The 19,370-nt window shown below is 42.5% G+C and carries 14 protein-coding genes; 1 reads left to right on the top strand and 13 read right to left on the bottom strand.

Annotated features, from left to right (window positions below; all coding sequences use genetic code 11):
- Positions 1-2 precede the first annotated feature (2 nt).
- Complete coding sequence (locus BB427_RS05370; RefSeq protein WP_069019194.1) at positions 3-1,997, bottom strand: methyl-accepting chemotaxis protein; 1,995 nt, start codon at positions 1,995-1,997, stop codon at positions 3-5.
- A 233-nt stretch (positions 1,998-2,230) separates the two neighbouring features.
- Between BB427_RS05370 and BB427_RS05365 the strand changes: the two genes are divergently transcribed.
- Positions 2,231-2,575: a hypothetical protein gene (locus tag BB427_RS05365; protein WP_010378719.1), complete on the top strand. Its 345-nt coding sequence runs from the start codon at positions 2,231-2,233 to the stop codon at positions 2,573-2,575.
- A gap of 33 nt (positions 2,576-2,608) precedes the next feature.
- Here BB427_RS05365 and asd read toward each other — a convergent pair whose 3' ends face one another.
- The 12 genes from asd to BB427_RS05305 all read right to left on the bottom strand — a co-directional run bounded on the left by asd (position 2,609) and on the right by BB427_RS05305 (position 19,284).
- Entirely contained in the window at positions 2,609-3,724 is a 1,116-nt protein-coding gene (gene asd / locus BB427_RS05360; RefSeq protein ID WP_069019193.1) for an aspartate-semialdehyde dehydrogenase, read from the bottom strand.
- A gap of 444 nt (positions 3,725-4,168) precedes the next feature.
- Complete coding sequence (locus BB427_RS05355) at positions 4,169-6,856, bottom strand: TonB-dependent receptor domain-containing protein (protein ID WP_069019689.1); 2,688 nt, start codon at positions 6,854-6,856, stop codon at positions 4,169-4,171.
- A gap of 78 nt (positions 6,857-6,934) precedes the next feature.
- Positions 6,935-8,593: a hypothetical protein gene (locus BB427_RS05350; RefSeq protein ID WP_045990111.1), complete on the bottom strand. Its 1,659-nt coding sequence runs from the start codon at positions 8,591-8,593 to the stop codon at positions 6,935-6,937.
- A 191-nt stretch (positions 8,594-8,784) separates the two neighbouring features.
- On the bottom strand, positions 8,785-10,095 hold the full coding sequence (locus tag BB427_RS05345) for a tetratricopeptide repeat protein (RefSeq protein WP_069019192.1): 1,311 nt from the start codon (positions 10,093-10,095) through the stop codon (positions 8,785-8,787).
- A gap of 21 nt (positions 10,096-10,116) precedes the next feature.
- Positions 10,117-10,722: an energy transducer TonB gene (locus BB427_RS05340; protein WP_010378710.1), complete on the bottom strand. Its 606-nt coding sequence runs from the start codon at positions 10,720-10,722 to the stop codon at positions 10,117-10,119.
- Positions 10,723-10,731: 9 nt separating this feature from the next.
- Positions 10,732-11,142, bottom strand: a complete 411-nt coding sequence (locus tag BB427_RS05335) for an ExbD/TolR family protein (protein WP_010378708.1) — start codon at positions 11,140-11,142, stop codon at positions 10,732-10,734.
- Between the two features lie 22 nt (positions 11,143-11,164).
- The gene (locus BB427_RS05330; RefSeq protein WP_010378705.1) at positions 11,165-11,692 is read right to left on the bottom strand and encodes a MotA/TolQ/ExbB proton channel family protein; all 528 of its coding nucleotides are present in this window, start codon (positions 11,690-11,692) and stop codon (positions 11,165-11,167) included.
- 2 nt (positions 11,693-11,694) lie between these two features.
- Positions 11,695-13,062 carry a MotA/TolQ/ExbB proton channel family protein gene (locus BB427_RS05325; protein WP_069019191.1) on the bottom strand — a complete coding sequence of 456 codons (1,368 nt, stop codon included), beginning with the start codon at positions 13,060-13,062 and terminating at the stop codon, positions 11,695-11,697.
- A 14-nt stretch (positions 13,063-13,076) separates the two neighbouring features.
- Complete coding sequence (locus BB427_RS05320; protein ID WP_069019190.1) at positions 13,077-13,826, bottom strand: DUF3450 domain-containing protein; 750 nt, start codon at positions 13,824-13,826, stop codon at positions 13,077-13,079.
- A gap of 249 nt (positions 13,827-14,075) precedes the next feature.
- Entirely contained in the window at positions 14,076-15,965 is a 1,890-nt protein-coding gene (locus tag BB427_RS05315) for a methyl-accepting chemotaxis protein (protein WP_069019189.1), read from the bottom strand.
- A 197-nt stretch (positions 15,966-16,162) separates the two neighbouring features.
- Positions 16,163-16,930: a basic secretory protein-like protein gene (locus BB427_RS05310; protein ID WP_039495311.1), complete on the bottom strand. Its 768-nt coding sequence runs from the start codon at positions 16,928-16,930 to the stop codon at positions 16,163-16,165.
- Positions 16,930-19,284 carry a GH92 family glycosyl hydrolase gene (locus BB427_RS05305; protein ID WP_069019188.1) on the bottom strand — a complete coding sequence of 785 codons (2,355 nt, stop codon included), beginning with the start codon at positions 19,282-19,284 and terminating at the stop codon, positions 16,930-16,932. Before BB427_RS05305 ends, BB427_RS05310 begins: the two co-directional genes overlap by 1 nt.
- Positions 19,285-19,370 lie beyond the last annotated feature (86 nt).

The following is a 19,370-nucleotide window of genomic DNA, read 5'->3' as shown; positions in this document are numbered from 1 at the left end:
TGCTAGCTCTTATCAATTTTAAATATATCCATTGTACGTTGTAGCGTATCGCTGTTTAGTTTCATATCTTTAAACAATTCATTTAACGCTTTCGATGTATCTAATTCATGGTTTGCAGCGTCAAGTACAGCAGCGGTATTTTGTGATATATCGGCGGCCACTTCAGACTGTTCGCAAGCTGCTGTGGCAACCGAAGTCGTGAGTTTTTCAACATGCGAACTGTGTTCGTTTACTCTGAGGGATACTTTTCGCGTTTCTTCTACTTCGTTCATGGTATTTTGTGTGAGCAGTGTGTTTTCTCTGATTGATTTAACAACGCTTTGGCTTATCTCTGACAGGCTAAGTAACAGCGTGGAAATTTGCTCTGAAGATTGTTTACTGTTGTTTGCAAGTCCTCGCACTTCGTCGGCTACAACAGCAAAGCCGCGGCCATGCTCACCTGCACGGGCTGCTTCAATTGCGGCATTGAGTGCTAGCAGGTTAGTTTGTTCGGCAACACTGCGAATTGAATCCAAGATAGTGTTTATTTCAGATACCTGCTTTTCCATACTCGCGGCCATCTCGTCGACGGCGTTCATACTCGTCGAGAGGGTTTTCATAGTGTCTAAGTTCTTTTGGTTGTCTGCAAGTAACTGTTGTGATTCGATGTTAAGTTGGTCGCTGGCATCCAGTGTATCTTGCGCGAGTTTTGCAATTTCTTGGCTGGTTGCGGCCATTTCTTCTATTGCAACCGCAATGGAAGATGCCATGCCTTGGGTTTTTTGTGCATCCTCATTGACGTTAGAGGCTGCTAAATGCATTTTTTCGCCAAGCCTTGTACCTACTTGTACCGACTTAGCTAAGCCAACCATTAGGTCTTTAAACGCATAAATCGTATTGTAAATTGACTCGGAGATTTGCCCAAGCTCATCGCGCGTGTTTAAGCGCATATCTAAAGTTAAGTCGCCCTCTTCAGCTACGCGTTTTAATATACTCGTTAATTGTGAAAGCTCCGAGCGTAACGAGCGAATCAGGTGAAAGTTGACGAGCGCGATAAAGCTGAGAACGACGACAAAAAGCACAAACATTAAGATACTTTCAAATGCGATATCTGATTTGTGCTTTTGGCTATCTTTAATTGTCATTTCCCACACTGAATCGAGTTTGGTCTTGAACTTACCTATTAGACTTGTCGCCGCTGAAAACCACTCGGCACTTGAAGGTAAGCGACTAAAGTCAACTTGCCCTTGGCTTTCAAGAGTATCAAGAATTTGATTGAATGCTTTTGCCTCGCTTGAAGATAAAATAGTTTGTACGTTGCTTTGGCCTGTACCTTCGAGTGCGGTTTCTAATTGATGTAATGACATCTCTAGCTGTTGGCGATAGTACTTGATATCGTCTTTGAGGGTGTCTGACATTGCTTTTTTCGCAAGCACACCATTCACTTTGCCACGGATCTGTCCAAGGCGCTCTTTACTTTGGGCAATAAGGAAAGCAATAGAAAGTTCAGAAGATAAGGTTCTATCTGATACGTAGGCTTGAATTTTTGCTGCTGTGTTTAATGAAACTTGATTAAGTTTGCTGTAGTAAGCAAAAGCATTACTGCCATTTTTCCTGTCGACCTCACCTCTTACGCGGTTCTTATTGGCTTCCACTTCAAAAATATAAGGTAACCATTTTTGCACATTTTTATCTTTAAGAAACAGTGAAGAGTGAATACTCTTAAGCGTTGATATTGTTTGGTCGGCAATTTCACGTTGCGCGTCGACCTTTCGTTTGTTATCACTACTTGGATTACCAAGGAACCCAGCCGTTAAGCCGCGCTCTACCGCATGATGATGCGCTACTTTCTCAATGGCGTCGAGCAAAACGACATAGTTGATATTTTGATCGGCCGCATTGTACTGTCTCCAGTTATTCAAAACGTTTTTGCCAACTAAAAATAGTAAAAATGCAAGCAGCGAGAAAGAACTTATCATCGTGAGCTGCATAATCGAAAATCTTTTCAAAATACCCATTCGTCTCTCCGTAGCGCGAGCGTAGATTATTGTTTAATCAAGGTAACTATAGTCCAACAAAATTAAGGTGAGATATTTTGTAACAAACATCGTAATTGAATTAGCGTTTTGAGGCAGTAAGGATATGATAAATGTTACTTGAAGTAATTTTTCTGAAAACAAATGGTAATGCAGTGTTGCTACCTTCTTGTTGCTAATAATGGTATTGGCGTCAAAATTAAATAGAGGAATGTATGAAAGGATTTATCAAACTAATGTTAGTGAGCCTTGCGCTTATCTCATTGAAGTCATATGCGGTTGTATTTACGTGTAAAGGGATCGTGTACGACCTTTACTCAAAAGGTGACAATCGTTATGAAGTAAGGTTTGAGCGAGAGTCTGGTTTCGACCTTGAGCCTGTTGTTATCTATCCAGAACAGCACTACCTTTTGGCTCCGGTTTTAGATGCTATCCGTGAAGGTGAAAAATACCGCACTGTATATCGCTTAGTTATTGAAAATAGAGATAGCGGTGATACTCGATGCCACGATGGTGAGAGTGAAAATGCCTTAATCGGTCTTACAAAAGTCATCGATTAAAAAAACAAAAGGCGCCAACGGCGCCTTTAGAAATTAACCTGTAATGATCCTTAACATTCTACGAAGTGGCTCTGCCGCCCCCCATAAAAGTTGATCACCAACAGTAAATGCACTGATATATTTTTCACCCATTGTGAGCTTTCTTATCCTGCCTACAGGAATACTCAGTGTGCCAGTAACATTTACCGGAGTTAGCTCTTTTGCCGTAATATCACGCTCATTTGGAATGACGCGAACCCATTCATTATGTGCCGCTAGAATTTCCTCTATTTCTTCGACGCTTCGATTTTCTCGTAACTTGATGGTGAGTGCTTGTGAATGACAGCGCATCGCGCCAATTCGTACACACAATCCGTCGATAGGAATAGGCTGCTTTGACGAGCCAAGGATTTTGTTTGCTTCTACTTGTGCTTTCCACTCTTCTTTACTTTGACCAGACGGCATTGGAACGTCAATCCATGGAATTAAGCTGCCGGCTAACGGCACACCAAATTGATCTTGTGGTAAAGATTCATCTTTGATTTTTTCTGCCACTAGCTTATCGATTTCTAAGATGGCTGAACTTGGGTCGTCAAGTTGTGCTTTAACCGAGCTGTGGATCTCACCCATTTGAGTGATGAGTTCACGCATATTTCTTGCGCCTGCACCTGACGCCGCTTGATAGGTCATTGGGCTCACCCACTCTATTAAGTCTTGCTCGAATAAACCACCAAGCGCAAGTAGCATAAGAGAAACCGTGCAATTACCACCGACAAAGGTTTTTACACCTTGTTCAAGACCTTGTTGAATGACATCTTTGTTGACAGGGTCAAGCACAATAATACTGTCTTTTTCCATTCTCAGTGCTGAGGCTGCATCTATCCAATAGCCTTCCCAGCCCTGTTCACGCAATGAAGGATATACAGATTTGGTATAATCTCCGCCTTGGCAGGAGATGATAATATCCATTTCGCTAAGCGATTGAATATCGCTTGCGTCTTGAAGCGGCTTTGGCTCACCACCGCCTTTAACAACGGGGCCGAGTTGACCTGCTTGTGAGGTAGTAAAGAAGTGTGGATCAATGACATCGAAGTCATTTTCTTGCTGCATACGCTCCATTAGCACGGAGCCAACCATTCCACGCCAGCCGACGAGTCCTACTTTTTTCATGTTATGTGCCTTAATTCTTGATTATACGGATCATTGCGTGAGTCGTATGTCTAGATGGCTACCATAGCAAAAGAAGACGCGGTGGACTAGCTAGAAATTAGGAATTTAATAAATAAAAAACCCCGCATGGCGGGGTTTGGATACAACATGTAAAGGTTGTCCTAATTAAACGCATTTGCGTCAACAAGAACTCGGTACGAAACGAGCTATGGTTTTGTTTTTAAAGCTCTTAAATAATGTTACTGGTTAAATATGACAAGTATATTAACAACCTAGTAACCTACTGAAGTATTTGGATATATTTTTATATATAGACCAACTATACACAAAGTTACAGAACTTAGTCCATGAAATAATGAATTAGTGGGAAAAAATATCTCGAAGATTGATAAAGATCAAAAAAGCCAAGGCTGACCTTGGCTTTGGTTAAAGCTTAGTTGTTCTTTAGAACTCGTAGCTGTAGCTCAGGCTAACAGAGGTACCGACATCTTTTTGTCGAACCACTACGTCAGATTGAGTTACTTCTTGATCTTCATTTAGCAAGTTCTTGACTTTAAATTTAACTTTAGAGTTAAAGTCGGGATACCAAGTATATACTAGGTCAAGTGAGTGGAATGGTTGCTCATATGCATCATCTCTACCGCCGATCCCTGAAGCCAAAATACGCTCACCAAAAACGTTATACACTAATGAACCACTGTGTTGACCATCAGCAGAGTCATAGTTTAATTGCATATTAACTACATACTCTGAGTGACCCGTCATACGCTTCGTTGGGTTGGTTAAGTTACCAGCACGAGCAGGATCTATCGATACTTCAGAATCACTCAGGGTGATGTTACCTGACGTAAAGAAGCCACTTGCAAGGCCCGATAAGTCGTATAACCATTCGGCTTCAATACCGTATACTTCACCTTCCTCACCGTTTACGAAGGTTGCTGTATAGTCTTCATCACCAACGCGCAAGATAGTTTCTATTGGCGCTGTAATATCTTTATAGAATGCCGCAACTGAGAAGTTATCGCCATTATCCATATAGTATTCAAAGCGCGCGTCATAGTTTTTCAGGTCGCTACTTTTAAGGCCAGCTACACCGAAGGTGCGGATATCGGTTAATGGATCATAGTAGGCAACCGGTACTAACTCACGTAAGTCTGGACGTACCGTGGTTTCACCATAACCAAAACGTACTTGATAGTTACCGTCTGAAAGATACGTTAGCGATAGTGCGTTAAAGAAGTTATCTTCGTTAACAGTACCGGCTAAAATACGCTCCTCGTCGTAAATCGTTTCCATCGTTACGCGGTCGAAGATTAGACTCGATGTTGCAAGTGACACTTGTTTAAAGTCTTCGTAACGAATACCACCACTAATACGCCAAGTATTGTTGAAGAAGATATCAAACTCACCATAGCCCGCATCAATCTTTTGAGCCGCGATATAATCGTCTGCCGCTGGTGCCTGAGGTTCGTTGAAGGTCAACAAGAAAGTGTTGTTGTTCAAAAACTCATCGTCAAGATAACCCGATAATCCATAGATCTCAGATTCATCAAAGTTTACTGGGATGGATATGCCACTTTTGTTATTTACAACGAAGTTGCTGGTATTGTAAACACGCGCTCTATCCATAAAGTCGTAACCACCTTTAAGGGTAATTTCTATACCCTCGAAGGTTAACGGTAAGGTAACATTGCCGCTGTAAGACTTTACGTTGTCTTCCATGTCTGTATAGGCGTACGTTATACGGTTATCATCACCGGTAACGATAGAGTTTTTATAAGAACCGTCTTCGTTATAGTTATCAATAAACTTAAAGTCGATTTCTGTTGGAATATCGGTTTGCGCTTTTGACTCTGTATACTGCCAGTCAAAGCCTATCCCCCAGTAATCGAGGAACGTGTGTTGACCAATCACTTGGTCGATATCCAACGTGCGCTCTTCGTAATCAAACTGATGTGAACGCTGTGCAGCGCCCGTTCCTGCGATTGTTCTAACGGTACTGCCGTTAGGACTTTGTAACACGGAAAACTCTGATTCGGTCTCGTTATCTTCGAGATAAATCTTAGAATAAGTAATGCTATGCTGATCTAAGCGGTAACCGATATTGAATACACCATTTAGGCGTTCAGTCTCAGTCGTTACTTTAGATTCTTTAAGTGTCACATAACAGGAATTGGCTGTGTCTTCTGCGGTTTCTAGTTTTGAAGTACAGTTTTCAGCTAATGTGTCGTCAATAACGCCCGTCGTGCGGTCGCTATAATTCCAATCGTTGTCATAGGAACCCGCAAGCATAAAGCCTACCGTGCCGCCTAACCAATCTTCTTGGAAACTATTGCCAATGTTGGCTTTTACATCAAAGTTTGGATCTAGGGACTCTTCTTTGACTTGAATATCGCGAGGAAGTGATGACACAAAACCTTTGATCACGTCAATTGCTTGATCCGCACGTGTTAGCCCGTCTTTATCCTTGAAACCGTTTTTGTCTACAACTTCACCGATGTCAAAGTTACCACGATATCTTACAACTGCATCTTGTAGTACTTGAGGTATACCTTCCGTGGTTCCGCTGTAGGTAAAGCCTTTATCAGAATTAAAGTTTTGGCCAATACCTACCTCAATACCTGCGGTGAACTCCGATGGTACAGACTTAGTACGGATATCTATGTTACCACCACCGAATGCAGCTGGCATTGACGGAGAATAAGCTTTTTGTACCGCTAGACTTTCAATAATGCTTGCTGGAAAAATATCGAGTGGAATAACGTTTCGGGTTAAGTCTGGGCTCGGTACTGCGGCACCATTCAGGCGAGCACTTGAGTAACGCTCACCTAGGCCACGAACATAGATAAACTTGCCGTCAACTAACGTAAGACCGGTAACACGGCGTAGCGCGGATGCTGCATCACTATCACCCGTTCTAGATAGCTGCTCTGCGCCTAAGATATCCGCAACGAAGGCTTGGTTTTTACGTTCTTCAATTACCGCTGCAGCACTACCTTGCAAACGAGTACCTACCGCAACAACTTCTTCGATTGCCTGTTCTTCTTCTGCAACGCTTGGTAGAGAAGTTGCGACTGTGAGTGCCGTACTGATGGCTAAAGCAACTTTTTTAAATTTCATTTGAGTATCCATATGCAATCCTGCCAAAAAATCATAAAAAAGGCGCAATGACTGCGCCTTAATTGTAATAACTAAGGTCATTACGGATAATTAGTCAGCGTTTGAAGCCTCAATTGCTTTCTTAACCCACTGATACCATTCAGAAGATGTATCTTTATCAGATACCGCACCAATGTAATCAACAGTCGTGAAGAAGTTATCATTTAGGCTGCTTAGGTCGTTTGCTTCAACAGTGATAGCGGTAGAGCTTGAATTTGTTGAGAAGCCGTCTGCTGCAAGTACGTCAGCTGCACCGTTTAGAATTTGGTTAGAACCTGCGTTAACAAACCAGTCTTCTTTACCTTCACCTGCAGGTAATGGGTCAGAACCATTTTTAAAGTTTGCTGCACAAGCAAGTACAGAGCTTACATAGTTAAGCGTATCGGCTTCAGCGTTTGCCGCTGCGTCTGGGTCTTTGAATTCAAGACATTCAGTGCCATTCGAAGCTGATGATTTAACTACTAACGCGTTGTAATACATACCACGGATTGCATCGTCAAACTTCATGCCTTGTGATTCGTCATCATCACGGATAGAGTTACCATCAGTCGTTATCACAGTTACGTTTGCGAAATTAAGCGTAGATGCTGGCGCTTGGCTATAATCAGGGCCTGCTGCTTTTTCACCATCGGTTTCAAAACCGTTGTTACCCATGAAGCCTTCTGTGCCTGCAGGGATTAGTACCGCGTCGCCGTTATCATCAGCATAAGTAACGTCACGCTTTGTTTGAATCGTACCGTGTTTAACAATAATGAACTGACCTTTACCCTGCCAGCCCGCATCAACGTCGATACCATCATCTTGAGTATCTGTTACTACGATATTTTTGATGTTTGCAGCACCACCGAAGAATTCGATACCATCGTCAAAACCTTGGTGAATGTGAAGGAATTCGAAGCTTGAACCAGAACCCACAGCATTCAGTGTTAGTGAGTTTAAGTCGTCCCCAGGGCCGCCATCACGAGGACCAGAACCTGCATACCAAATGTGTGCATATTTGATTTGACCGCTGCTATCTGCGTTGTTTTTACCGCCATAGTAGCTTGTTACACCTTCAGAATCTGCATTACAAAGGTCTCCATCACGCTCTGCATCAGTACATTCGTTTGTGATACCAAAACCGTTAACCATGATACCACCCCAGTCAGCAAACTGTGGACCGATACCTGCTAGGTTAAATGCGTCAAATTCTGCTGCTGAAGTGAAACGAATTGGCTCAGCTGCAGTACCAACTGCGTTGATTTTCGCACCACGCGCGATACGAACCACTGACTCACCAGAAGTGAATGCCATTACTGCACCTGGCTCTACAGTTAGTGTTGGGCCGTTCGCCTCGATTGTACAACCTGTTGAAGTGTTACAATCTTTACCGATTAAAAGTGCACCTTTAAATACGTGAGCGCCACCATTCTCAAGCTTTTTGAATGTCACATCAGCTTGTACTTCTAGCGATTTAGAAGCAAAGTCAGTACCGTATACACAGTGTGGTGCTTGGAACGTACCTTGAACTTCAGTGCTTCCTACAGCGCGAGTTGTACAAGGGTTTTCTACAACTGGATCTGGAGTTTCACCGCCATTGTTTGTCGTATTGTTTGAATTGTTAGTGCTGTTATCGTTTACAGTAGGTGTAACTTCGATGTCACCACCACAACCAGTAAGTGCCATAGCAGCGACGATTGCAGAGACTCTGAAGAGGTTTTTTAGTTCCATTGCTAACTCCAATAGTAGACTTTTAAAAAATTATTTTTTTACTGTGTTTAAATGATGTGACTAAATTAATGGGGTTTTATTACACGAAGATTACACAAAATAATTGTAATTAAATCTTCATAATAAAAATTGGAACTTTTAAAAATAAAAAAACCGCCCGAAGGCGGCTTTGGTGTTGCGATTATAAAATATTATAATAAAGCTTGTTTTAATGTTTCAGCATGAACTTTTTCTCGCTTCACATATTTAATCCATTGTTTAGCGAGGTTTGCTGATTTTTTGTGCTTTTCAGCTTGTTCGAATGCCAATATAGAAGCATCAAAGTTTTGCAGGTTAAACTGTGCCATTCCAAGTGCAACATAGGCGTTAGACTCAAACGTTAAATCGCCTTTATTGAGAGCAAGTCGGGCGTGATCTGCGGCTTCATCATACTTTTCAAGATTTAAGTAGATCTCTGCAAGTCTCTGATCTAAATTACCATGTTCAACTTTTTCAGTTGCTGCTAGGAAGAAAGGTAGTGACTTTTTATCTTCTCTTGCTTGAACGAAAGCTTCTGCGATAAAAGTTAGGTTTTTGGCGCTGTCTTCAACGACACCTGCTTTTATTCCGTTATCGAGTGCTTCCGCTGCTTTAAAAGGCAAGGCGTTCATTAAATAGACTTGAGCAAGTTGCATATAATCAGATTTTGATTTTATAAAGCCCCTTTGCTTCGCAGTTTCAAATGTTGCTAGCTGTTTTTTCTCGGCACCTATCTCACCGTACATACCACCAAGCTGGACCCAGTATTGTGGTTTGTCATAAAGAGTAACCATTTTCTCTAAAACATCCGCTACTTTTTTCGGCTGATTTAATGAGTAATATATCGCACGTTGAAGAACTAACCAGTTTTCTTTAGGTAGTTCACCGTCGGCTTCAACTAAATCAATCGCAGTATTTATGTTGTTTATCGCATCATTATATTTTTTTAGTTGATATTGTGCTTGCGCCTTTAAAATATAAAAGTTGCTTTTTGGGGCCTGCGTATTAACTTCTTTCCACTGATCAAGGAATGATAATGTACTTTCAAAATCATTGTTTGCCATGGCCAATTGAGCCAAGCTAAATGTCGTAGAAAGACGCAGGGACTCAGGAATAGATTCTTCCGCAATAACTGCTTTGAAAGATTCGATTGCTTTGTCGAGCTTGTTTTCGTTGTAATAAATAAAGCCATAGAAGTTATACATCATTGCCACTTCGTAGCTATTCATACTCGAAACGCGTTCTTTCACCGAATCTAATGCGGCGAGGCCTTCTGCAACTTGCCCATCGTCTGCAAGTTTTTGCGCGCGGGCCAGTTGACTATACACTTTTTCGCGTAGCGCGGGCACACGCTTGGTTTTAGTTTCTGAGTCAGCATAAGCCGTTGCCAAATTAACATTTGGTATGACCGAAATGAGACTCGGCGCTATTAAACCTGTGCTAAATAACGCACTTATTAACGTAATTTTTTTAAACATTTTCATAATCGCAATCCTTAATGACGGTTAGCCATTAATTTGAAATGAAATCTTATTTTGAACACCCGCAACTTCAACCGGTTCACCGTTTACTACGCGAGGTTTGTATTTAAATTTCAATGCCGCATCAAGCGCTGCTTGGTCGAAGATTGATTCCGGTTCGGCGCTTACTACAACAGGGTTTCTCACAGTGCCTTGTTTAGTTACAATGAACTCAACAATCACATACCCCTCAATTCCGCGTGATAACGCACGTCTTGGATATACCGGTGCAACTTTAACGATTGGCAGATATTCACCATCACTGGACTCAAGTGCTAAACCACCCGCCAAATCTACGTCAGCGTCCACATTGGCACTGAAATCAAAGTTGCCGCCTGTTGCGTCAAGATTGTTGTTCTGTGTCTGTGGTGCATCCATTGGTGGAGGCGGCTCTTTAGGTGTTGGTGGCTTTTGTGGCTTACGCTCTTTTTTCTCCACCGTCTCTTCTTTTTTAAGACGGACGAAATCTAGTACTTGTCCTTTTACAGGATCTGTCATTGCTCCTTCCCCTCCTTGGATAAGCGCTTGCATACCCAAGAAAAGGAAAAAGGTAACTATGCCTGCAATTACTAAAGCAATTAAGTAACGCATGGTATGTTCCTATGACTCCTGTGCTGCAATCGAAACATCAAATGCGCCAGCTGCGCGTGATGCATCCATTACTTTAATTAGCGTGTCAGTAGTTGCCTTTTTATCAGCTTGAATAACCACACTACCCTGCGGATTCTCCGCTTTAAGACGCTCAATGTTTGCTTGAACTGCACGGATGTCTACTTGGCGTTTGTTAATCCAAATTTCACCAGTATCTGAAATTGCAACCAGGATATTGGCTCTTTGCTTTTTCACTGCGGTGGCCGCTTCTGGGCGGTTAACATCAATACCCGCTTCTTTAACGAAAGAGGCCGTTACAATAAAGAAGATAAGCATGATAAATACAACGTCCAGCATTGGCGTCATGTTGATTTCTTCTGCTTCTTCTTCTTGGAATACTTTTGCAAGTGGTGCTCTCATAATTCTTTCCTCACACGACCGATTAATGGTCTAGTAGCATTTTATCTTCTAACAACTCAACTTCACGCTTGGCTTTACGCTGAAGGTAGGTCGATGCAAATACACCCGAAAGCGCGCCAACCATGCCTGCCATTGTTGGGATAGTTGCTTTTGATACCCCAGATGCCATCGAACGTGCACTGCCTGACCCGGTAATCGCCATTACATCAAATACTTCAATCATGCCGGTTACCGTACCTAGGAGTCCTAGTAAAGGACACAGTGCCACCATGACATTGATATATGGTAAGTTGGCGTTGAGTTTGATCCCCACGCGAGAGATAGTAGCTTGTCTTATCTGCTCTGCGTTCCAACTGTTACGCTCATTTCGAGAGTTCCAGGCTTGTAGGACTTCGTTTTTGTAGCCTCTGTATTTACCGAACACAAACATGAAGCGCTCGAGAATAAGTAGCCACATGGCGAAGGTTACGAAGCCGATGACCAGGAGAACCTGGCCACCTGTATCAAGGAATTCACGTAAAGCGTTAATTGCATCAAGCAATAAAACCACGATTACGCTCCTTTCTCGCTACGCTCTGCAATGATCCCCGCGCTCTGCTCTTGAAGAATAAGGAGCAAGTTACGAGAACGTGTGTTTAGTAGTGTGTAAAGGAATACGGTTGGGATAGCGACAACCAGGCCAAGTACGGTGGTTACAAGGGCCTGAGATATACCACCAGCCATGAGTTTAGGGTCGCCCGTACCAAACAAGGTAATTGCTTGGAAGGTGTTGATCATACCGGTCACTGTACCTAGTAGACCAAGTAGAGGTGCTACGACTGAAATAATTTTGATTAAAGTCAGGTTACGAGTGATCTTTGGCATCTCACGAAGGATTGCTTCGCTTAACTTAAGTTCTAGCGTATCGTAAGCTACATCTGGGTATTGCTCCTTCACTTTCATCACACGACCTAGCGGGTTGTCGTCACGGGCAACACTATCTTTAAGCTGACGGTTGATTTTAGAACCCATCAACATGAGTGATACAAAACGCTCAATTGCAATAAGTAGTGCGAGTAAACCAACACCTAGGATCACATAACCTACCGCGCCACCTTGGTGTACTTGTTCTTCGGTATTTGGCGCTTGTACTAGTAGACCGAGAATTGAACCGCCTGTTGGGTCAAGGGCAAAATCAACAGAACCTTTCTTCGCATTTTGTAATTCACCCGCTGTTGAGGTGAAACGAGACGCTGGCTGACGAGTCAGTTCAGAAAGTGTTTGTGTATCGTTGTTGTAAGTCAGGTATTTACCATCAGCGATTAAGTTGAATGCACCAACGCGAAGCACTTCTTTATTTTGCTTGGCACCACCGGCTACGATAACTTCGGTATTAAAGCGCGATACTTTACCTTGTTCTGTCATTTCACGTTGCATCTCAAACCAGACTTTTTCAATGTCTTCGATTGATGCTAGACGCGATGTTGAGCCCATCTTTTTCGCAAGCTCAGTCATATAATCATCACGACCTTTAATTTCAGCCGATACAGCTGAAGTTGCGAACTTATTTGAACTATCGCCAGCTACTTGTTGAAGCACACCGAATAGCTCTTTTAATGTACCCATACGCTTGCTAAGGGTGTCACTTAGGTTGGCCAGTTTAATTTCGTTTTCTTCGAAATTGGTTTCTAGACGCTCTGATTTAGCCAACGCTTGGTTACGTTCACCCGTTAGCGCATTCAACATTTGGATTTGGTTGTTTTGCTGCGCTTTGAACTCGGCTTCACGTTGTTTGTTTTGCGCTGTTTGTGCCGTTTGCCCTTGCTCTAAGGTTTTAAGTAGTGAATCTAAATCTAATGCTTGTTCAGCATGCGCAGATGCGGTTAACGCAAGTGTTGTTGCGAAAATAGCGTGTTTAGTGAATTTTTGTACGAATTTCATAGTGGTCTCACCTATTACTCTGCAGCCTGAACTGGAAGCGTTAACATGTCAGGTGCTAACTGCTTACGTGCGATGCGAATGCCTTTATTGATTTGGCTGATGTTGGTATCTGGTAATGTGTCAAAAGCGTTACTGTCTTTGTTCCAAAAACCAGCTTGGCTGCCATCTTTTGTGACATAAAGTAGCTCAAGGCGACCAATTCGTAGGAAGTCTACTTCACGTTCTTGTCCATTCACGTCAAGTAATGAGGTATAAGCTTCGATAGTACGTCCGTAGTCCACTTCAACTTGGTAAGCTTCAAGTACGCGGCGGAACTTCTCGCTTGATGAAATATCAGCACGGTCCATCAAGTTAGTTAACTGAGTAATACGCTCAGCACGCTCTTTGGGAAGGAAAGGCACATCTAATTCAACGAACTGTTTCAGACCTGTGATCATGCGCATCATGAGAGGTGTGATTTGACGCTCGATCACCGAAACCTGATCCATAGAGGTGTTAATTGCCGCCATTTCTTCAAGTTGGTTTTTGATTTGTTTTTCTAATTGAGCGTTGTAAACAGATAGGCCGTCGATTTCTTTGTTCAACGTCTTGAACTTTTGCAAACGAGACTGCATATCGTCTGCAATACCATCGATTTTCCCTTGAGACTTTAATGCAGATTCATTGATAGCTGCACTTTTGTCCATCGCTTGATTTAATTCTGTTGCTCCGGCAGAGGCCGTTGCTAGCATACCTGCTATAAGCAAGTGGTTAACGCACTTCATCGCATACACCTTATAAATTATTGCTAGTTGCTAAAAAACTGGGTGCAGTCTAATTACGAAAAATGACAACCATGTTGCGCAACTAATACACAAATATGACAGCTGTCATTGAAATTACATTAATCAATTAACTTATTGGTTTTAATGGAATTTTGTTGGTTAACGAGATGTTGCAGGTGTTTTGTGTCATAAAAGGATCACAAAAAAGCCGCTTTTGTTAAGCGGCTTTTAAGCATTATTGGAATGGCGTTAGACTCTAAACTTGAGCACCATTTGTTCTAATTCGTCGAACTGTAGTTTCAATGACTTACACTCCTCAAGGGTTGCGGTTAGGTTATTACTGCCTTGCAGGCTGAGGTCACTAATATGATGAATGTCGCTATCTAATGTTTGGATAACGGTGTTTTGCTGGTGTGTGGCGCTGGCAACTGCATGGTTAACGCCGTCTATGGCATCAATCGAATTGCTCACCTCTTGCATTTTAGTACCAGAAGCATTGGCTCTATCGGCGCTTCTTGCTGAGTCTTCTATACTCGCTTTCATTACAGCCACAGCTGAAGCCGAGCCTTGTTGTAGTTGAGCAATAGTGCTTTCGATTTCTTGCGTTGACTCTTGCGTGCGCTGTGCCAATTGCCTTACTTCATCGGCAACGACAGCGAATCCACGTCCGGCCTCACCTGCCCTAGCCGCTTCAATGGCTGCATTTAACGCCAGTAAATTGGTCTGCTCGCTAACTCCTTTGATCACTTCAAGCACTTGTCCGATGCTGCCTGAGAGTTTATCTAACCCGTCCAGCGTGTCTTGTGCCTGAGACATTTTTTGTGTCAGTGAAGCGATTTCTTCGATATTTTGAGTGAGTGAATGTTGGCTTTCAACAGCAAGCTTGTTAGCGTTACTGGCAAGTTCTGAAGCATGGGTTGCATTGTTTGAGATCTCTTGTGCACTTGAAGAAAGCTCGTTGATGGCTGTCGCGACGCTATCGGTGCGCTTGGACTGATCTGTATACATAGATAAGGTATCTTGCGTTTGCGCAACCAAACTATTCACGACGTTTTCAAGTGTTACTGTAGTATTTTTTACCTGCGTAATAGAAGCGTGAATTTTGTCGATAAATTGGTTGAAATAATCGGATAACTCGCCAAATTCATCTTGATTTTCTACGACTAATCTACGAGTAAGGTCACCTTCACCTTGGGCAATGTCTTTGATGGCCGCGTTGAGATTGTACATCGGGCGCATCAGATACTTGAGCAATAGTTGTAGCATCACCACAATTGCAATCACGCCAAGCAGCATATAGATTGCCGCCATATTTCTAAAAGAAGATACGGACGAATAGGCAATTTCTTTATTAATGACAACGCCAAGATACCAGTCGACATTTTTAATGCCTTTCATTTTTACAAATGAAACGAGCTTTTCTGTGCCATCAATTTCAAGCTCCGTGAAATCCCGATTTAATGACAGGCGTTTACCAAACAGCTCTGACATCGGCTTGTCATTAAGTTTAGTATCTGGATGACTGAGTATTTTACCGCTTTCATCAAGTAAAAAACCGTAACCAAACCCTAAAAAGTCAATTTCGTTGATAATTTCTGTGATGGTTGACATGTCTATGTCCCCCCCAGCCACACCTGCAAATCGGCCTCCTTGTTTTACCGGTACAACGGCAGAAATAGTGAATTCGTTGGTGGTAACGTCGATATAAGGTGCGGTAAATGCTGTATCTTGTTTTTGCTCCGCGAGCTTGTACCAAGGGCGGCTAGTCGCATCAAAATCAGCAGGAAGTTGGATACTTGGATCGTCCAACACAAATGTACCATCTGGCGTGCCAATGAAAACGTTTTTGAAATCCCCCGCAGTGTCTGCGGTTTTTAACCGTCTTCTTATCTGTTCAGTGGAGTCATCAGCTCTATGTCCATCAGCAATCGAGACCACGATTTCAAGTCTGTCATTTAGCCAATTGGCGATATTTTGTGAAACCGAGCTGGAAATCTCTTGTAAAACCAAGGTAAGCCTAGCTTGAGTTTGCTCTCGCATAACGAGAAAGTTGTTTACGGTAAATAAGCCGAGCACAATCACTAACACAAGGGAGGCTGCTACGGTTACTTTGGTGGTGAACTTTAGCGCTTTAAACATCATGATCCTGTTGAACTTGTTCTTTTCTTCAGCCAAACAAAAAACTCGTTGGCCGATTGTTATTAATAGATTTAGGAATTGGATTCCTTTGTAACTATTTTTATCAAAAACTCAAAGGTTTGTCTTTGATTATCGGCAGGAAATAAGAGAGGTTTAGAGTGAATGTTAAATAAAGGTGAGACTACGCTCACCTTGTGTTAAAGTAACGACGCTTGATAACGTCGCCAAGCAGTATCTAATTTAACACCTGCTGACTGCTCGAAGTATTGCCAGTCCCACTTTATGTCGTCATGTGGGTCCAACTGAGCATTGATCTCCTGAAGTAGGTCTCGATTACTTTGCTTCGATAACCAATCGATAAAGAATGCAGTATTTTTATAGCCATCTTTATAATTGCCACCAGGATTTTGGATGTCATCAGGAATATATCCAGCTTTTAGTCTAACAACATCCGCTATTCCCTCAATGATTGGCCCTATTTCCTTGTAATTATGATCATCTAGTTGATAAGCATGGGCAATTTCATGATAGAGAATACCGATAAGTTCGTCGACTGATTCTGTTTCGCTGTGCGATTTAGAAAAGTTTTCCATGTAGTTTGCGCTGATATGGATTGTTGCGCCGTTAAAATCGCCCTCTTTATATGCAACCCCTTTTAGGTCTTCAAAGACGATATGGAGTGTAGGTAGTTTAGGCGCCATTCTCATATCTTTATACAGTAATCTAGCCACGTTATAACTTATCTGCTCTATTACTTTGTTATCAATTTCTTGCCATGCGAAATGGTTAATTTTAGTTGTTTTACTGAGCGAGACGGCTGGCAGGGGAAATTGACGCCATGCTAAGTCTGATTGAAACGCGATCGGTTTTAATTGCGCTGCGGCATTATCGATGTCATTTGCAAGTGCGAACGGCGCACTTGCAAATGTGGTCATAGCCGCAAGAAATATTCCTGCTTTAACCATTATTTATACTCCGACAATGAAGGCGGTCTTTGCGTTTTGGATTGACCCCATGCTTTATTAGGCTTGCTGGACATTTGATACTCCAATGTACCGCCTTTCATAATGTCGTTATGTGTGATGTAGCTGCGATTAAGCGGTTTGCCATTTAATTTAATGGATTTTATGTATTTATTCTCGTTACTGAAACCTTTCGCAACGGTTCTAAATGCTTTTCCGTTTGCAAGTTTCAACGTAACTTCAGGCACCTGAGGCGCACCAATCGCGTAGCTTAGGTCGCCTGGCGCTACGGGATAAAAGCCCATCGCTGAGAATATATACCAAGCAGACATCTGACCTACATCGTCATTACCTGCAAGGCCATCCGGTTTGTCTGAGCTTAAGGTATCCATGATCTGACGAATACGCTCTTGGGTTCTCCACGGTTTACCCGCGTAGTTATATAAATAGGCAATATGATGGCTTGGTTCATTACCATGGGCATAGTTACCAATCAGACCTGCAATATCTTCGTGCTCTTTGATCATCTCTTCAGAAAGGTGGGTATCAAACAGTGCATCTAGACGTGCTTCAAATGCATCGTCACCACCCATTAATTCAATCAGGCCAGCTACATCATGCGGTACATAGAAGCTATATTGCTTAGCGTTACCTTCGGTGTATGGGCCCATGTATTTTGCTTCAAACGGGTCAAATTCGGGATCCCAGTTTCCTTTTGAATCTAACCCTTGCATGTAACCGGTTTCTTTATTGAACACATTTTTATAGCTCATTGCGCGGCGATAATAGTCTTTTGCTTTGCTGGTATTGCCCATCGCTTCGTACATTCTTGCAATGGCAAAATCATCGTAAGCATATTCAAGTGTGATAGAAATAGACTCAGGAAGTACGTCCATTGGTACATAGCCAAATTTCTTGTATTCAGGGATGGCATCGTACACTGGGTTGTTAGCTGTGTTTTCAATGGCTTCTACTGCTAAATCAATATCGTAATCTCTGATCCCCTTTAGATATGCATCAGCAATGACTGAAACCGCATGATAACCAATCATGGTCCATGTCTCGTGGGCATGGAACGACCAAATAGGTAACATTTTTTCATAGCTTTGCTGATAATGTACAAGCATTGATTGGATCATGCCGGATACGCGGTCTGGGTCGATATAAGTGAGTAATGGATGTAATGCACGATAGGTATCCCACAACGAGAATAAGGTATAGTGCTCAAAACCTTTGCCGTCATGAATTTCACCGTCAACGCCTCGATACTGTCCATTGACATCTTGGTAGATATTAGGCGCTTGTAGCGCATGGTAAAGCGCAGTGTAGAACTGACGTTTTTGCGCTTTGGTGCCTTCCACGTCGACTTTATCTAAATAATTCGCCCACTGAGATTTGGCATTAGCGCGAACGGTATCAAAATCCCAATTTGGCACTTCAGTTTTAAGATTCTCTAATGCATTTTTGCGGCTAACTGCAGAAAGTCCGACCTTCACTAACAGCGGCGTTTCGTCTAGATCATCAAAGCTTGCAACAAACTTAACGGCTTTACCTGCTGTCATTTTTACTGCGGTATTCTCAATCGTAGAGTGTTTGCTGTCTTTTCCTAAGCAATTCATACAACGATAACGGTTGTTGTCTAGATTATAAAACTGATAGTCAGTGATAGGTTTTGAAAACTCAATGGCAAAATACATTTGGCGGTTACGCGCCCAGCCATTAGTTGCACGGTAAGCAACCAATGTGGTGTCGTTTATTTTGCGGATGTCGCTCCAAATCACTTTGTTTTCAAAGTTATAGATTGCTGAGGTCAAATCAAGCAATACATGGCCTTGTTTTGCTTTATTGAAGCTGTATTTATGCATACCCACTCGTGTGGTTGTGGTGACTTCGGCTTTCACACCATAGTCGAGTAAGTCAACGCCATAATAGCCAGGCTCAGACCATTCTTGGTCATGAGAAAAGCGTGAGCGATACCCTATGTCTGGATTTTCAGCGGTACCAGCATCGAGTTTTACTTCGCCTGTCATTGGCATGATCAGCAAGTCGCCAAGATCTGAGTGACCAGTGCCAGAGAAATGCGTGTGGGAGAAACCAACAATAGTATGGTCGTCATAGTGGTAACCGGCGCAGCGCTTGTAGATTTCTGGTTGAGGGGAAACACCGCGCATAGGGTTATCTGTATCTGGGCTTAATTGCACCATACCAAATGGGACGACAGCGCCTGGGAAGGTGTGGCCATCACCGCCAGTACCAATGAAGGTATCGACCCACTGTGTATTTGATTCAGTGGCGTGAACTGTTGCGCTTAACAACACACTTTGTGTGATTGCCAACGCCCAAGTTTTAGCTCGCATTACTCTCTCCTAGTTTTTGTTTTGAATTGGAGCGTTCCAATTTTATTTTATAATACCCTTTATGAATACGTATTCAATACTCTGCG

It is taken from the genome of Pseudoalteromonas sp. BMB, assembly GCF_001709235.1.
GTDB lineage: Bacteria > Pseudomonadota > Gammaproteobacteria > Enterobacterales > Alteromonadaceae > Pseudoalteromonas > Pseudoalteromonas maricaloris.
The sequence above is the reverse complement of the archived record's forward strand: the minus strand, read 5'-3'. Positions and strand labels throughout refer to the sequence as shown.

Bases quoted from the DNA above. Each gene is read 5' to 3' on its own strand.
- BB427_RS05320 (WP_069019190.1), bottom strand. From the start codon at position 13,826: ATGAAGTGCGTTAACCACTTGCTTATAGCAGGTATGCTAGCAACGGCC.
- BB427_RS05370 (WP_069019194.1), bottom strand. From the start codon at position 1,997: ATGGGTATTTTGAAAAGATTTTCGATTATGCAGCTCACGATGATAAGT.
- BB427_RS05350 (WP_045990111.1), bottom strand. From the start codon at position 8,593: ATGGAACTAAAAAACCTCTTCAGAGTCTCTGCAATCGTCGCTGCTATG.
- BB427_RS05340 (WP_010378710.1), bottom strand. From the start codon at position 10,722: ATGCGTTACTTAATTGCTTTAGTAATTGCAGGCATAGTTACCTTTTTC.
- BB427_RS05310 (WP_039495311.1), bottom strand. From the start codon at position 16,930: ATGGTTAAAGCAGGAATATTTCTTGCGGCTATGACCACATTTGCAAGT.
- BB427_RS05365 (WP_010378719.1), top strand. From the start codon at position 2,231: ATGAAAGGATTTATCAAACTAATGTTAGTGAGCCTTGCGCTTATCTCA.
- BB427_RS05355 (WP_069019689.1), bottom strand. From the start codon at position 6,856: ATGGATACTCAAATGAAATTTAAAAAAGTTGCTTTAGCCATCAGTACG.
- BB427_RS05305 (WP_069019188.1), bottom strand. From the start codon at position 19,284: ATGCGAGCTAAAACTTGGGCGTTGGCAATCACACAAAGTGTGTTGTTA.
- BB427_RS05345 (WP_069019192.1), bottom strand. From the start codon at position 10,095: ATGAAAATGTTTAAAAAAATTACGTTAATAAGTGCGTTATTTAGCACA.
- BB427_RS05325 (WP_069019191.1), bottom strand. From the start codon at position 13,062: ATGAAATTCGTACAAAAATTCACTAAACACGCTATTTTCGCAACAACA.
- BB427_RS05335 (WP_010378708.1), bottom strand. From the start codon at position 11,142: ATGAGAGCACCACTTGCAAAAGTATTCCAAGAAGAAGAAGCAGAAGAA.
- asd (WP_069019193.1), bottom strand. From the start codon at position 3,724: ATGAAAAAAGTAGGACTCGTCGGCTGGCGTGGAATGGTTGGCTCCGTG.
- BB427_RS05315 (WP_069019189.1), bottom strand. From the start codon at position 15,965: ATGTTTAAAGCGCTAAAGTTCACCACCAAAGTAACCGTAGCAGCCTCC.